At 64.6% G+C, this 14,576-nt stretch carries 12 protein-coding genes and 1 tRNA gene; 9 read left to right on the forward strand and 4 right to left on the reverse strand.

Annotated features, from left to right (window positions below; genetic code table 11):
* Position 1: 1 nt before the first annotated feature.
* The 5 genes from L1069_RS12745 to L1069_RS12765 all read left to right on the forward strand — a co-directional run bounded on the left by L1069_RS12745 (position 2) and on the right by L1069_RS12765 (position 4,512).
* Positions 2-769 carry a thiazole synthase gene (locus tag L1069_RS12745; protein WP_237455914.1) on the forward strand — a complete coding sequence of 256 codons (768 nt, stop codon included), beginning with the start codon at positions 2-4 and terminating at the stop codon, positions 767-769.
* Complete coding sequence (locus tag L1069_RS12750) at positions 769-1,374, forward strand: thiamine phosphate synthase (protein ID WP_237455915.1); 606 nt, start codon at positions 769-771, stop codon at positions 1,372-1,374. The genes L1069_RS12745 and L1069_RS12750 overlap by 1 nt, the downstream gene beginning before the upstream one ends.
* A complete protein-coding gene (locus L1069_RS12755; protein WP_237455916.1) occupies positions 1,371-2,339 on the forward strand; it encodes a HesA/MoeB/ThiF family protein in 969 nt (322 codons plus the stop codon). Before L1069_RS12750 ends, L1069_RS12755 begins: the two co-directional genes overlap by 4 nt.
* Positions 2,336-3,040 carry a PfkB family carbohydrate kinase gene (locus L1069_RS12760; protein WP_237455917.1) on the forward strand — a complete coding sequence of 235 codons (705 nt, stop codon included), beginning with the start codon at positions 2,336-2,338 and terminating at the stop codon, positions 3,038-3,040. The genes L1069_RS12755 and L1069_RS12760 overlap by 4 nt, the downstream gene beginning before the upstream one ends.
* A 113-nt stretch (positions 3,041-3,153) precedes the next feature.
* Positions 3,154-4,512, forward strand: coding sequence for an amidase family protein (locus L1069_RS12765; protein WP_237455918.1), 1,359 nt, complete (start codon positions 3,154-3,156; stop codon positions 4,510-4,512).
* Positions 4,513-5,080: 568 nt separating this feature from the next.
* Here the strand turns inward: L1069_RS12765 and L1069_RS12770 are convergent.
* Positions 5,081-5,156: transfer RNA gene (locus L1069_RS12770), tRNA-Thr, on the reverse strand.
* A gap of 356 nt (positions 5,157-5,512) precedes the next feature.
* On the opposite strand from L1069_RS12770, the gene L1069_RS12775 reads away from it, so the two are divergent.
* A complete protein-coding gene (locus tag L1069_RS12775) occupies positions 5,513-6,388 on the forward strand; it encodes a hypothetical protein (RefSeq protein ID WP_129371535.1) in 876 nt (291 codons plus the stop codon).
* A gap of 125 nt (positions 6,389-6,513) precedes the next feature.
* Here L1069_RS12775 and L1069_RS12780 read toward each other — a convergent pair whose 3' ends face one another.
* On the reverse strand, positions 6,514-7,011 hold the full coding sequence (locus L1069_RS12780; RefSeq protein WP_237455919.1) for a hypothetical protein: 498 nt from the start codon (positions 7,009-7,011) through the stop codon (positions 6,514-6,516).
* Between the two features lie 143 nt (positions 7,012-7,154).
* On the opposite strand from L1069_RS12780, the gene L1069_RS12785 reads away from it, so the two are divergent.
* Complete coding sequence (locus L1069_RS12785) at positions 7,155-8,144, forward strand: hypothetical protein (protein ID WP_237455920.1); 990 nt, start codon at positions 7,155-7,157, stop codon at positions 8,142-8,144.
* A 261-nt stretch (positions 8,145-8,405) separates the two neighbouring features.
* Positions 8,406-9,698, forward strand: a complete 1,293-nt coding sequence (locus L1069_RS12790) for an O-acetylhomoserine aminocarboxypropyltransferase/cysteine synthase family protein (RefSeq protein ID WP_134829397.1) — start codon at positions 8,406-8,408, stop codon at positions 9,696-9,698.
* A 62-nt stretch (positions 9,699-9,760) separates the two neighbouring features.
* Here the strand turns inward: L1069_RS12790 and L1069_RS12795 are convergent, their stop codons facing one another.
* On the reverse strand, positions 9,761-10,480 hold the full coding sequence (locus tag L1069_RS12795; protein ID WP_129371539.1) for an SIMPL domain-containing protein: 720 nt from the start codon (positions 10,478-10,480) through the stop codon (positions 9,761-9,763).
* A gap of 176 nt (positions 10,481-10,656) precedes the next feature.
* On the opposite strand from L1069_RS12795, the gene L1069_RS12800 reads away from it, so the two are divergent.
* Positions 10,657-13,308 (forward strand): hypothetical protein, encoded by a 2,652-nt coding sequence (locus tag L1069_RS12800; RefSeq protein WP_237455921.1) that lies wholly within the window; start codon positions 10,657-10,659, stop codon positions 13,306-13,308.
* 140 nt (positions 13,309-13,448) lie between these two features.
* On the opposite strand, the gene hppD is transcribed toward L1069_RS12800, so the two are convergent.
* Positions 13,449-14,549 carry a 4-hydroxyphenylpyruvate dioxygenase gene (gene hppD / locus L1069_RS12805; protein WP_237455922.1) on the reverse strand — a complete coding sequence of 367 codons (1,101 nt, stop codon included), beginning with the start codon at positions 14,547-14,549 and terminating at the stop codon, positions 13,449-13,451.
* Positions 14,550-14,576: the final 27 nt, after the last annotated feature.

Here is a 14,576-nt window from a genome sequence, read left to right on the forward strand (position 1 = left end):
GATGCAATTCTACGGAACAGAGATTGGTTCACGCCTGCTGCTGGGCACTGCGCAATACCCCTCGCCTGCCGTGCTGGCGGAGGCAGTGAAATCCAGCGGCACCGGGATCATCACCGTCAGCTTGCGCCGCGAAACCGCTGATGGCACGGGCGCCGGGTTTTGGGAGACCTTGCGCGAAACCGGCTGCCGGATCCTGCCCAACACTGCCGGCTGCCATTCGGTGCAGGAGGCGGTGACCACGGCGCATATGGCGCGGGAGCTGTTTGATACCCCATGGATAAAGCTGGAGGTGATCGGCCATTCCGACACCCTGCAGCCGGACGTGTTCGGGCTGGTTGAGGCGGCGCGGATCCTAAGCGATGAGGGCTTTCAGGTCTTTCCCTACACCACCGATGATCTGGTGGTGGGCGAGCGGTTGCTGGCGGCGGGTTGCGAGGTTCTGATGCCCTGGGGGGCGCCGATCGGCTCGGGCCAGGGGTTGCGCAACCCGGATGCCTTGCGGGCGATGCGGGCGCATTTTCCCGGCGTGCCGCTGATTGTGGATGCCGGCATCGGGCGGCCCTCGGACGCCGCACAGGCGATGGAACTGGGCATGGATGCGGTGCTGCTGAATACAGCCGTGGCCAAGGCCGGCCGCCCGGCAGCGATGGCCGCGGCCATGGCGCTGGCAATTGAGGCCGGGCGCGCGGGCTATGAGGCCGACCCGATGGAGCGGCGTGACATGGCGGTGCCCTCAACCCCTGTACTTGGCTTGGCGGAGTTTGCCTGATGGAACGTTTCTACCTGATCACGGGCCACGTCGGCCGGCTGGAACTGCTGGTGCCCCAAGGGGCCAAGCTGGTGCAACTGCGGATCAAGGACGAACCTGAGACTGAGGTGCGGCGCCAGATTGCCCGGGCGCGGGATTTCTGCGCAGTGCATGACGCGCAGCTGGTGGTCAATGACCACTGGCAGGCGGCGCTGGATCTGAACTGCAACTTTGTGCACCTGGGGCAGGAAGACATGGACACGGCGGATTTCGCTGCGCTGCGCCGCAAGGGCGTCCGCTTTGGCCTGTCCACCCATGACGAAAGCGAGCTGGAGCGCGCGCTGTCGTTCGGGCCGGAATATGTGGCGCTGGGGCCGGTTTATCCGACGCTGCTGAAGAAGATGAAGTGGGACCCGCAGGGGCTGGAGCGGGTGACGCGCTGGAAACAGATGGCCGGGGATACGCCGCTGGTGGCGATTGGCGGCCTGACGCCCGAGCGGCTGGCCGGGGTGTTTGCTGCCGGTGCGGACAGCGCTGCGGTGGTGACAGACATCCAACTGGCTGATGATCCCGAAGCGCGCACCCGCGAATGGGTGGCGGCCTGCCGGCGCAAGGCGGCAGCATGAGCCGCTACGCCCGCCAGATGATCCTGCCGGAGGTCGGTGCCGCGGGGCAGGAACGGCTGGCCCGATCGCATGTTCTGGTTGTGGGCGCCGGGGGTCTCGGCAGTCCGGTGCTGCAGTATCTCGGCGGCGCAGGCGTGGGGTGCATCACCGTGATGGACGGCGATAAGGTGGAAGAAAGCAACCTGCACCGGCAGGTTCTTTATACTATGGGCGACGTTGGCCAGCCCAAGGCAGAGGCCGCCCGGCGGCACTTGCTGGCGGCCAATCCGTCCTTGCACGTGACAGCGCGGGTTGACTGCCTGGATGCGGCCAATGCCGCCGCGATGGTGGATGCGGCGGATCTGGTGGTGGATGCGGCGGATAGTTTTGCAGTGTCCTATATCCTGTCGGATGCATGCCGGGCGCAGGGCAAGATGCTGATCTCGGCCTCGGCGCTGGGGCAGTCGGGCTATGCCGGGGGATTTTGCGGCGGCGGGCCATCCTTGCGTGCTGTATTCCCGGACCTGCCCGCGCAGGCGGCGACCTGTGCAACTGCAGGCGTGATGGGGCCGGCCGTTGGCATGATCGGTGCGCTTCAGGCACAGCTGGCCCTGAAGTCCCTGCTGAATCACCAGCCGTCCCCGCGGGGACAATTATTTGTTTTCCGGCTCCAGGACCTGCAGGTCAGCAGCTTCCGCTTTGATGAGGCGGAAGAACCGGCGGACGCCCTGCCCTTTGTCGCGGCCTCGCATATTACTGCCGCGGATACGGTGATCGAACTGCGCGATGCCGCTGAGGCGCCCGGATTGCCCGCATCCCAGGCCCGCCGGATTGCCCGCGCCGATCTGCTGGCGGCAGAGCTGCCGCGCAAGGGTCGGATTGTGCTGTGCTGCCACACCGGCCTGCGCGCTTGGGGCGCGGCCTCGGATCTGAAGGCTGCGGGCTATGGCGACCTCGCCCTGCTGGCGGCTGGCGGCAGCGCATGACCGCGATCCTGGCGATTGGCGGAACCGACAGCAGCGGCGGCGCCGGCCTCACCCGCGATACAGCCATGGCTGCAGAGTTCGGGGTGACGCTGCGCCCGGTGGTGACGGCTGTGACGGTGCAGACCGATGCGGCGGTCCTGGCCATTCACCCCAGCACGCCGCAAGCCGTTGCAGACCAGGCGCAGGCAGCCTTGGCCGCATTGCCTGCACCCGCGGCAGCCAAGATCGGAATGCTGGGGTCTGCCGCAGCGGCCAGCGCGGTTGACGCGGCCCTGCCCCGGGAGATGCCTATCGTGCTGGATCCGGTTCTGAAAGCAAGTTCCGGCGGCAGGCTGATGGCGGCAGACGGCTTTGGCGCATTGCTGCTGCGGGCGGCCTTAGTCACCCCGAACCTGGCAGAGCTGGAAGTGCTTTCCGGCTCAGCCGGCAGCATTGAGGCGCAGGCGGCGCAGCTGCTGGCACGGGGAGTGCGGGCGGTGCTGGTCAAGGGCGGCCATGGCACCGGTGCTGAAAGCACTGATGTGCTGTTTACCGCCGGTGGCGCGGCAACACCTTTTGCCGCGGCGCGGTTGCCGGGTTCCAAACGCGGCACGGGATGCAGCCTGGCCACCGCAATCGCCTGCTGCCTGGCCAGGGGAGAGACCTTGCCGGAGGCCTGCCGCCTGGGCAAAGCCGCCGTCCGCCGCTGGCTTGGCCGCTGAAGCCTGGCAGGTCGCTGACAGACGGTTTTGCGGCTGGTTCGGAACGGAGCCGCCTGACACAGTTTTTTAGTCTGGCAAGCGTGCCTTAACTGCCAGCACCGGAAACCAGCCGCATGACCGACATCACCGCCCTTACCGCCGAGGACATGGCCGCCAGGCTGCGAAGCCGCAGCCTGAGTGCCCGCGAGGTTCTGGCCGCGCATAAGGCGCAGACCGAGGCGCGCAACAGCACTGTCAACGCCTTTGTCACCCTGGACTGGGACGCGGCAGAGGCGCGCGCCGCAGAACTGGACGCGATGGCGGCATCGGGCGCATTTGCCGGACCGCTGCACGGCTTGCCGGTTGCCATCAAGGATTGCTTTGAGACCAAGGGCTTGCGCACCACCTGGGGGTCCAGGAGCTTTGAAGCCCATGTGCCGGGTTATGATGCCCTGCACGTGGCCCGCCTGCGCGCGGCAGGCGCAGTGATCACCGGCAAAAGCAACACGCCTGAGTTCACCTTTTCCGGCCAGACCAGCAATCTGCTGGCCGGCACCACCCGCAACCCGCTGGATCCGGAAAAGACAGTGGCCGGCAGCTCCGGCGGCGCGGCGGCGGCGCTGGCGGCAAACATGGTGGCGCTGGCCGATGGCTCGGATCTGGGCGGCAGCACCCGCACCCCCGCCGCCTGGTGCGGTGTCGTGGGTTACCGGCCGACCCCGGGCCTTATCCCCTATGACCCGAACCCGGCGCCGTTTGACGGGCTGTCGGTGCCCGGTCCGATGGCGCGGAGCGTGCGCGATCTGGTGCTGATGCTGGAAGCCATGCAGGGCAATACACCCCGCCAGCCGCTGGGCTTCTGGCAGGACCTGCCGCGGCTTGCCGGCCTGGAAGAGGCGCCGCCCCGCAGCGCAGGCAGGGTTGCCCTGTCGCTGTCCCCTTTTGGCGCCTGCGTTGACGCGTCGGTGCAGGCAGCAATTGCCCCGGCGGAGGCTCTGTGCCGGGGCCTCGGCTGGCAGGTCGCGGCGGACGCCCCCGGTCTGGCGCCGCTTTTGGCGCATGGCGGTATTATCCGCGGCCAATGCGCGCTGCAGATCCAAACGCAGCTGCAGCCGGACATGGCACTGGCAGGCGAGAGTTTCCGCACCGCCTGCGCTCAGGCCGAAGGGCGCAGCCTGGCGGAGCTGATCGCCTACCAGAAGACCCGCGCCGCGGTTTGGGCGGATGTCACCAGCTTTTTCGAGCGCTACGACTTTGCCCTCTGGCCCACGGCCACGGGGATGCCCTTCTCTGCCGGCCTGCGTGACGGCGAACTGACCGAAGACTGGCGCACCGTGACGCTTACCCCGCCGCTGGAGCTGCCTTCCATTTCGATCCCCTTTGGCACCTCGTCGGACGGAATGCCTGCCGGGCTGCATATCACCGGCCCCAAGGGCTCGGATGCGCGGCTGCTGCAATTCGCCCGCAGTATTGAACGTTCGGGCCGGACCTGAGCCACTGGCAATAAATGCAGGAGGGCAAGCCGTTTCATTGCAATCACGGCAAATTTCACGCTGCCTTGTTTGAGGGAACAGCGGCCGTTCACACAGGCCGCAGTGAAAGAGAAATGGGCGGTAACCGAAGTCTAAAACAACCTCCTGGCCATCGTGCTCACCGGTGACTTCCTGTCGGAGGGTCAAGCCGGATTCACCCCCCAAACCGCAGCCAAGTGCCAGGGCGATATCACCGGTGATCTTACGGTCGTTTCCAGTGCTGGGGCCTTGCTGGCAAGCGAGGTACGCAAGTCATGATCCAGCCCTTCCGTAAGAAGCCCGAAATTGAACAGCGCAGCCTGCAAACAGGCCTGACGCCGCAACACATCGGCATGCGCCGCCGCAACCTTGTCCCGGATGGCTCAGCGGCTCTGTCAGCCACGGTTCAGGTAATCACCAGCCTTCTAACTGTAGGTGCTGCTCCGAGTGCCTAAGACGAATTTTGTCGGTCTTTGGTCGAAGCCGGCATAGGTCAAATTCAATTGCCGTAAGAGCAATCTACAACGTCACATCTAAGTCTTTGAAAAGATGGTGCCCCCACACGGACTCGAACCGCGGACCTACTGATTACAAATCAGTTGCTCTACCAGCTGAGCTATAGGGGCACTCACATTCACAGGCGTCCAGATCCGGGGCCGGCGCGCGACCATGAAGCTAGCATGTCCGATGGAAAAGATCTCCCCGCCGGGCCTGCTGGGCGACTGGTACTAAAGTACAGAATGACCGTCAAGCCGGTTTGAAACCCAAATCGCGAAACTGCGAAAACCTCCCGCCAGGCAGCGCAGAACCAAACCCAGCAGTCCTCCGGGGGGAACGCCGACAGCCGGGACTGGCCGCCACGGCAGCGCGGCAGCCCCCGTAACGCAAAACCGGCGCAATCCCAGCGCAAACCGCAGGTTTGACCTCCCTGCCGCTGCGCATTACTTCTGAAGGCAATAAACCCGGATAAACAGGTCGGATCATGCAGGTCATCATTCACTGCGGGGCGCACGCCACCGAAGAAGATCTGCTGCTGAAGGCGCTGCTGAAGAATGCCGGCGCCTTGTCGGAACAGGGCACGGCGGTGCCAGGGCCCGGCCGCTACCGGTCCTTGCTGAAAGACTGCCTGGCGGCGATGAAAAACGGCAGCGCCGCCAAGGACGCGCCGGAGATGCTGTGGGACGCGATCCTGGATGACCGCCAGGCGGACCGGGTGATTCTCTCCAACCCGCATTTCTTCGGCTCGCCGCGGCATGCGCTGCAGGACGGACGCCTGTATCCTGAGGCCGGGGACCGGCTGCAGGCGCTGCAGGCGCTGTTTCCCTATGATCAGCCGGAAATCTTCATGGCGCTGCGCAACCCGGCGACATTCCTGCCCGCGATGTTTGCAAAGTCCAGCCGGTCCATCGTGCAGAACGCATTGCAGGGCAGCGACCCGGTGCAGCTGCGCTGGTCCGGACTGCTGGCGCAGATGCGGGATATGGTGCCCGGCATGCCGGTCACCGTCTGGTGCTATGAGGATCTGCCGCTGATCTGGGGCCAGGTGCTGCGGGACCTCGGCGGGATGGAAATCAATGCGCCGGTCAAAGGCGGGATGGACCTGCTGGCCACCCTGATGCAGCCTGCCGGCATGGAGCGGTTGCGCGCCTATCTTGCAGAGAATCCGGATCTTACGGAAATCCACAAACGCCGTGTCTATGCCGCCTTTCTGGACAAGTTTGCGATGGAGGACGCGCTGGAGGAGGAGCTGGACCTTCCCGGCTGGACCACCGTGCTGGTGGAAGAGATGAGCGAGCGGTACGAAGAAGATCTCTATCTCATCCAGCGGATGCCCGGCGTCACCCTGATTGCGCCCTGATTGCTGCCAGGCGGGCTGGCCTGCCTGGCCTGCCTGGCCTGCCTCTGCGAGGCGGAACGCGCATAGCAGAAATGGATTGCGTCGCCGCCGCCGGGGGCCCTGGGGAGCAGGACCCCGCGCCAGGCTCACTGCTGGGGTTGGCCGTTGCGTCCAAAAACCAAATCTTCAGTGCTCAGGTCATCATAGGTAACCTCGACCGCGATCTGCTGGATGGAACCCAGAGGATAGCTGCGGTAGGGCATCCCGTCTTCGTCCTTGATCATATTCGGAAAGCCTTCCTCCAGGTGGCAGTCCGGCAGTGGCCAGATTTCCGGCGGATTGCCGTTGATCCCCAGCTTGACCTGCACCAGCCCGCAGCGCCAGGACCACAGGTGGGTCACATAGAGCAGATCCTGGCCATTGAATTCGCGCACATGGATCCAGTTGGCCCGGGTCGCTGCCAGAATCGGCTTCACTTCCAACGCAGTCGTAAAACGCCCGGTGGCCTGCTGCGGCTCAGCGGCCAGTGCCGTTTGGGCTGATGCTGTTTGCACCGCCTCCAAAGCAGCTGCAGCTTCAGGCACACCGGGCTGCGCCGCTGGCAGCACTGTTGCCGCAAGAAGGGCCAGGATCACGTTATTCATCTTTGTCTCTCCCCGGTTTGCGCCTCTGGCGGCACAGACCGTCTGAAATTGTCTGCAGGCCGGTTGCGCGGCGCCTTGCAGGCTTGTAGCTAATCTATCAGGCAGTCCTATCCGCCCGGAAGAGACGGAACACGGGGAAAACCATGGCAAATGCCCCCTTCAATGTGATGATCGTCGGCCAAGCCGGCCGGCTGCAGTATGAGGCGCTGCTGTTTGCCGCCTCGCTGCGCCATTGCTCGCCCGGTTTTTCCGGACGGCTGTTTGTGGCAGTGCCGCAGCAAGGGCCGCTGTGGGAGAAGGACCCCGGGATCCGCAATCAGGAGGTGCTGCAGGCGCTGGCGGACCTTGGCGCCGAAATTCTGCCGTTCGAGAGCAAGGCCTTTGGCGCCGCCTACCCTTACGGCAACAAGATCGAAGCGCTGCAGGCGATGCCAAAGGGCGAGCCGTTTGTGTTTTTCGACACAGACACGCTGATCACCGGAGAGCTGGCCGATGTGCCGTTTGATTTCAGCCGTCCATCGGCGTCGCTGCGGGTTGAGGGCACCTGGCCCAAGCCGACACTGTACGGACCGGGCTACAGCGGCATCTGGCAATCGCTCTACAGCCGGTTCGGCCTCGACTTCCTGTCCAGTCTCGACCTCGGCCAGCCGGATGAGTACTGGAAACGCTATCTCTATTTCAACGCAGGTTTCTTTTACGGCGCCTGCCCGCGCGCCTTTGGCAAGCGGTTTCTGGTCTACGCGCAATCGGTTCGCAACGACCCGCCGGTTGAGCTGGTTGGCCAGACGCTGGAGCCCTGGCTGGACCAGATTGTGCTGCCGCTGGTGATCCACTCGTTCGGCGGCGGCCGCGATGCGCTGCCCGGCGGTTTTCTGGACGGGCAGACCAGCTGCCATTACCGGCTGTTTCCGCTGCTCTATGCGCGCGAAAGCGACCGGGTGGTGGAGTTGCTGCATCAGATTGCAGCACCGAACCGGATCAAAAAGGTGCTGAAAGGCTACGAGCCGATCAAGCGGATGGTCTATCAGGGGCGCGGCGAAAAGGTGCGGGCGCTGTTTGACCGTGCAAACCTGCCCCGCCGCGAACAGGCGATCCGCAACCGGATCAAATCCGAAGGCTTCTGGATGCGCTGACCGCGGCCTTCGGGTCGTGAAGAACGCAGGGCTCCCGCCCGCTCACGGGCCTCTGGCGGAGGCCCTTCGCAGTTGGGCCCGGCGCCGCGCTGCGCGCGGCGCGCGCCATGCCCAGCATGGCGCCACGCCCAACGGGCGCAGGCACCGCCAGGGGCCGGCGGCGGGCGGGAGCCTTTTGCTGCGGCATTCCCGCAATTGCCTTCCCGGCGCAGCCATGCTGTTGTGCGCCCGGAATAACAGAGCTTTCAGGGAGACCCATTCATGACCGACGCTCCGACATACGGTTTTGACACCTTGCAGATCCATGCCGGCGCCAAGCCGGACCCGGCAACCGGTGCGCGGCAGACGCCGATCTACCAAAGCACCGCCTATGTGTTCCGCGATGCCGAGCACGCCGCCGCGCTGTTCAATCTGCAGGAAGTCGGTTTCATCTATTCGCGCCTGACCAACCCCACTGTCGCAGTGCTGCAGGAACGTCTGGCAACACTCGAAGGCGGCGTTGGCGCGGTCTGCTGTTCGTCGGGCCACGCGGCGCAGATCATGGCGTTGTTTCCGCTGATGGCACCGGGCTGCAATGTGGTCGCCTCGACCCGGCTTTACGGCGGTACCATCACCCAGTTCAGCCAGACAATCAAACGTTTCGGCTGGTCCGCCAAATTCGTCGACACCGACGATCTGGACGCCGTGAGTGCTGCCATCGACGAAAACACCCGCGCCGTGTTCTGCGAATCCATCGCCAACCCCGGCGGCTATGTGACCGACATCCGCGCCCTGGCGGATATCACCGACGGCGCAGGTATCCCGCTGATTGTCGACAACACCTCTGCCACGCCTTACCTGTGCAAACCGGTTGACCACGGCGCGACGCTGGTGGTGCACTCCACCACCAAATACCTGACAGGCAACGGCACCGTGACCGGCGGCTGCGTCGTTGACAGCGGCAATTTCGACTGGTCGGCGAATGACAAGTTCCCGTCCCTGTCAGCACCCGAGGACGCCTATCACGGTCTCAAATTCCACGAAACCTTCGGCCCGCTGGCATTCACCTTCCACAGCATTGCAATCGGCCTGCGCGACCTTGGCATGACGATGAACCCGCAAGGGGCGCATTACACGCTGATGGGGGTTGAGACGCTGTCCTTGCGGATGCAGAAACACTGCGAGAACGCCGAGAAAATCGCCGCCTGGCTCGAAAACGACAGCCGCGTTGACTACGTGACCTATGCAGGCCTGCCCTCCTCTCCCTATTACGAGCGCGCTCAGGCCTGCTATCCCAAGGGCACCGGCGGCTTGTTCACCTTTGCCGTGAAGGGCGGCTATGAGGCCTGCACCAAACTGGTGGATGCGCTGGAGATCTTCAGCCATGTGGCCAACCTCGGCGACACCCGGTCGCTGATCATCCATTCGGCCTCCACCACCCACCGGCAGCTGTCACCGGAGCAGCAGGAAGCCGCAGGTGCCGGTCCGAATGTGGTGCGCATCTCCATCGGCATCGAGGATGCAGACGACCTGATCCGCGATCTGGACCAGGCACTGGCCAAAGCCTGCGGCTGAGGACCAGCAACCGTCATACAGAAAGGCCGGGCGCCCTGCCCGGCCTTTCTTGTTGCCGCAGATTACTCGCTGTCCGGCACGGACATGTCGAAGACAACCGAGACATTGTGGCTGAACGTCAGCTCGCCTGCCTCAATCGGCATCGCGTCGCTGCGGGCCATTTCCATCGCCATCATCGGGCGTCCGCCACCGCCGCCGTGCTCATTGATCGAGCGTACCGGTCCCAGCTCCATGCCCGCCGCGTCTGCCAGCTGCTGCGCCTTGCGGATGGCATCCTTGACGGCTTCACCGCGGATTTGATCGGTGACCGCAGACGGATCTGCCACCCCGAAACTCAGCCCTTGGAACTGATTGGCGCCAGCCGTCAGCACCGCATCCAGAACCGGGCCAAGCCGGTCCAGGTCGCGCACCCGCACCATCAGGGTGTTCGACGCCTGAAAGCCGGTGATCTCACGCCGGCCGCCGCTGTCATAGGACCGGTCCTGCGACCAGACCGGATGCATTGAGATCTGCCGGGTCTGCATGTCCTCAGCGGCAATACCGCCGTCCTTCAGCCGTCCAATCACCGCGCCCATTGCGTCAGATACGGCGGCCATTGCGACGGCGGCTTCTTCGGCCTCCTCGGTGACACCCAGCGTGATTGTCGCCAGTTCCGGCGCCACCTGCAGCGTGCTTTCGCCGTTCACGGTGATTTGGCGCAACGCCGCGGTCTCGCTTGCCGCCAGGGTCCCGGCGCCCATCGACAGCATCAGCGCGGCTGCCAGAATTTTCTTTGCCTTCATACGGAAAAGCTCCTTTTGCAATGCCTTCTAGATGGGGATGGCAAACTGCCGCCTGCAAGTCCTGGCAGACGTCTTTTCCTTTAACTCGGCAGGTTCCTGCTTTAAGGTCCGCGTCAAAACACCGGGCGCGTCAGGCGGCCCCGGGCAGTATGGATTTTGATGGTTTGACCCAAGGCATGAAACCGGCTTTTGCTCTTTCACTTTCCGCTGACGGCATTGCGCTGCTATTTCGCGCTGAAGACGGCTGGCGGAGTGTGGCCAGCACGCCGTTTGACACTGAAGACCTGCCTGCGGCACTGGCCGCGATGCGCGCGGATGCGCTGCGGCTGGCCCCCGGGGGCATCTTCTGCAAGCTGATTCTGCCCGACGATCAGATCCGCTATTTGACCGCCGAGACCGGTGATCTGCCTGTCGAGGCGCGGATTGAAGCGGCCCGGCAGGCGCTGGAAGGGGCCACGCCCTATCCGGTGGATGAACTGGCCTTTGATATCTCCATCGAGGGCAGCCGGACCCATGTTGCGGCGGTGGCGCTGGAAACCCTGGACGAGGCCGAGACCTTTGCCGTCGAACACGGGTTCGGGCCGGTCAGTTTTGTTGCGGCGCCGGAAGACAGCGGCTTTCTGGGAGAGCCGTTCTTTGGCACCACCCGGGCAATCCGCGGCACCGAGGTTGAGCCGGACGATACAGTGGTTAAGGCGATCGGGCCTGCAGCGCTGCCAGACCACTTGACCGAAGACAGCGCGGATGACCCAGCCGCCTTAGCACTGGCGGAAGACAGCCCAATACCGGCAGCGGTTGCCGCTATTACGGAACCCCTGGCAGAGCCAGCAGAACCGGCGGTTCTTGCTGAGGCAGAAGATATGGCTGCCGCCGCCAAACAAGCACCGAAGCAGGACGGCACGCCGCTGGCTGCCCCCAAGGACACTCCGGTGCCGCCGTCTGCCAAGGCAGCCGGGGCCGAGGAGCCTGCAAACCTGCCACCGCTTGTTTCGCCGTCTTCTGACGCATCTGACGCTTCTGATGCGCCGCTGCCGGATGTTTCAGGCCTTCTCAGCCAAGGGGACAAGGCAGCCCCTGCTGAAAGCGCATCCGCGCCGTCCTCCGCTCCGCTGGCCGCCGGGCGCCAAGTGCCAAAAGCTCCAGCCGCGGTGAAGCCCGTAGGCGCAGCAATTCCGGTCCGGAAACCTGACACCGCGAACACTCCGGCGGCCCATTTGCCATTACCGCCAGCTTCGTTGCCAACTGATGCGGCTTCTCCATTGGCAATTCCGCCAGCGCCGGCAGCATTGCGCGACAGTACCCCGGCAGCCGCCGCGCCCGCGGCGTCACAGTCCCCGGCCCCCGAAAAGGCCGCCAAAGGCAAGCCGCGCTACCTTGGGGTGATCCTGACAGCTGTACTGCTGCTGTTCATGGCAACAGTTGCGGTCTGGGCAGTGTTTGGCAAAGGCGGATTTTTTTCCGCGGCCCCGGATCAGGGTCCCGGCCTGGCACCCGCCCCTGCGGTCAGCTCCGAAGACGGGCAGCCGGAGGGAGGCGCCCCCCGGCCGGCGCGCGCGCCTGCGGCTGAAAGCCCCGGTTCAGAAACCGCCCCTGCCGCCATCGCACCGCAGGTGAGCGTTCTGGCAGACCAGCCCGATCCCGGGCTGCAGGAGACCGGCGCAGCCCCGGCAGAGGGGGAGCCGCAGGAAAACACCGCCCTGGCTGAGGCCGGCGGCACGGGCGTGCTCCCTTCGGTCGAGGATGAAGCCGCCGCCGATGGTGTAAAACTGCCCGAAGAGGGCACGGACACCGCCTTTTTGGACCCTTCCGCCCTGCAGCCTGGCGGTGCTGAGGACACCCAACCGGCCCCGGCGCCGGCTGAGGCTCTGACAGCAGAGACGCTGGATGACTTGGCCCAGGCCGCGCGCTATGCCGCAACCGGGGTCTGGCCGGTTGCCCCCGGCCTGGGTGGCATCCCCGCCGCGCCCCGCCTGGACGAGCTTTACACGGCATCCGTTGACCGAACTGAAATCGCCGCCGACGCGGTGGCCCTGCCGCAGCCGGAAACTTTTGCCGGGGATGACGAACCCGGCGCCGTTGCCTCTCCTGCCGCGGCAGGGTCTGCGTTTGATCTGGACGCGCGCGGGCTGGTCAAGGCCACTCCCGGAGGCACGCTGAACCCCGATGGCATCACTGTCTACCTTGGCCGCCCGAAAAAGCTGCCGCCGCCCGCGCCGGATCGCAGCGACCCCGCCGCCGAAGCGCTGGCTGAAGAAGTGGCCCGCAATCAGGTCTTGTCGCGCAAACGCCCCAAGGCGCGGCCTGCAGATCTGGAGGAACAGGTGGAACGCGCACAGCTTGGCGGTCTCAGCCGGACAGAATTGGCCGGCATGCGCCCGCGCCAACGCCCCGCCAGCCTGAAGCCCGCCGGGGAAGAGCAGCTGCCGGTCACAGCCCAAGCCATCGCCGCCTCGGCTGTTCCGCGCGCCCGGCCCGCCAATTTCGCCAATCTGGTCGACCGCGCCCGGCGCAATCCGCAGAACCAGGTGCAAACCGCCGCTGCCGTGCCCGCCGCTGCAGCCGCGGCGGCCCCCCGCATCCCGACAGCCGCATCGGTTGCCCGCCGCGCCACCGTCAGCAACGCCATCAACCTGCGCAAGCTGAACCTGATCGGAGTTTATGGCACCGCCTCGGACCGCCGCGCATTGGTCCGGCTGCCCTCGGGACGTTACAAGAAGGTGCAGGTCGGCGACCGTATCGACGGCGGCCGGGTGATTGCCATTGGTGAAAGCCGGCTGCAGTACCAGAAAGGCGGCCGCAACCGCACCCTGGAAATGCCCAAGGGATAGGATCAAGCCCTTCCCTTCCCGCGCTTAACTCATAAAACTGCAGCTCCGGCGAATGGGCCTGGTGCAGACCGTCTTGCCGCCGCACGCAAAAAGGCCGGACCCGCGTGGCAGGCCCGGCCTTTTTGCGTTTCTCAGGTTTTTTATTCCGCTGCCTGGATCTCGCCGTTTTCGATCTGCTCGCGTTCGATCGATTCAAACAGCGCCTTGAAGTTGCCCTCGCCAAAGCCGTCATCGCCCTTGCGCTGGATGAATTCAAAGAAGATCGGCCCGATCACGGTTTTTGAGAAGATCTGCAGCAGGATCCGGGTTTCGCCACCGTCCACAACCCCCTCGCCGTCGATCAGGATGCCGTGTTTCTTCATCCGCTCCAGCGGTTCGTCATGGCCCTGCACCCGCTCCTTGGACATCTCATAGTAGGCGTCATTCGGGCCGGGCATGAACTTCAGACCCTTTTCCGCAATTGCATCGGTGCTGGCATAAATGTCGTCCGAGCCGACCGCGATATGCTGGATGCCTTCGCCGTTGTATTTTTTCAGATATGAAACGATCTGGCCTGTTTCGCCCCGGTCCTCGTTGATCGGGATCCGGATCCGGCCGCAGGGCGAGGTCAGCGCGCGGCTGAGAAGGCCGGTGAACTTGCCCTGGATGTCAAAGAATCGGATCTCCTTGAAGTTGAACAGCTCCTCGTAGAACTTGAACCACTTGTCCATGTTGCCTTTGTAAACGTTGTGAGTCAGGTGATCGAGATAGAAGAACCCGTCGCCGCGCGGCTTGGACTGTTTCAGCCAGGTGAATTCCGCGTTGTAGGGCGAGGTGTCGTAATACTGGTCGATGAAGTAGATCAGCGAGCCGCCGATCCCCTTGATTGCGGGCACGTCCATCACCTTGCCCGGCCCGTCATAGGCCTCGGCGCCTTTGGACACCGCGTGTTCGAATGCCTTCTGAGCATCCGCAACCCGCCAGCCCATCGCCGGGGCGCAGGGGCCGTGCTGTTCCACAAATCCGGCGGCAAAGCTCTCGGGGTCGGCGTTCAGGATATAGGTGACATCGCCCTGCTGCCACAGTTCCACCAGCGGCTGTTCCTTGCGGTGGCCGGTCAGCTCATAGCCCATACGGGTGAACAGCGCCCGCAGCTCGTCCGGGTCGGGGCTGGCAAATTCAACAAACTCAAAACCATCGGTGCCAGCCGGGTTTTCCGGGGTAATTTCGGATTTCGGGGCGTTATGCGGGAACGGACCCATTGCGTGTCTCCTTCGGATCATGCGGAA

It is taken from the genome of Leisingera sp. MMG026 (assembly GCF_021654205.1).
GTDB lineage: Bacteria > Pseudomonadota > Alphaproteobacteria > Rhodobacterales > Rhodobacteraceae > Leisingera.

Coding starts and splice junctions, on each gene's coding strand:
- L1069_RS12790 (WP_134829397.1), top strand. CDS start 8,406: ATGACCGACGCTCCGACATACGGTTTTGACACCTTGCAGATCCATGCC.
- hppD (WP_237455922.1), bottom strand. CDS start 14,549: ATGGGTCCGTTCCCGCATAACGCCCCGAAATCCGAAATTACCCCGGAA.
- L1069_RS12755 (WP_237455916.1), top strand. CDS start 1,371: ATGAGCCGCTACGCCCGCCAGATGATCCTGCCGGAGGTCGGTGCCGCG.
- L1069_RS12760 (WP_237455917.1), top strand. CDS start 2,336: ATGACCGCGATCCTGGCGATTGGCGGAACCGACAGCAGCGGCGGCGCC.
- L1069_RS12775 (WP_129371535.1), top strand. CDS start 5,513: ATGCAGGTCATCATTCACTGCGGGGCGCACGCCACCGAAGAAGATCTG.
- L1069_RS12750 (WP_237455915.1), top strand. CDS start 769: ATGGAACGTTTCTACCTGATCACGGGCCACGTCGGCCGGCTGGAACTG.
- L1069_RS12765 (WP_237455918.1), top strand. CDS start 3,154: ATGACCGACATCACCGCCCTTACCGCCGAGGACATGGCCGCCAGGCTG.
- L1069_RS12785 (WP_237455920.1), top strand. CDS start 7,155: ATGGCAAATGCCCCCTTCAATGTGATGATCGTCGGCCAAGCCGGCCGG.
- L1069_RS12780 (WP_237455919.1), bottom strand. CDS start 7,011: ATGAATAACGTGATCCTGGCCCTTCTTGCGGCAACAGTGCTGCCAGCG.
- L1069_RS12795 (WP_129371539.1), bottom strand. CDS start 10,480: ATGAAGGCAAAGAAAATTCTGGCAGCCGCGCTGATGCTGTCGATGGGC.
- L1069_RS12745 (WP_237455914.1), top strand. CDS start 2: ATGCAATTCTACGGAACAGAGATTGGTTCACGCCTGCTGCTGGGCACT.
- L1069_RS12800 (WP_237455921.1), top strand. CDS start 10,657: ATGAAACCGGCTTTTGCTCTTTCACTTTCCGCTGACGGCATTGCGCTG.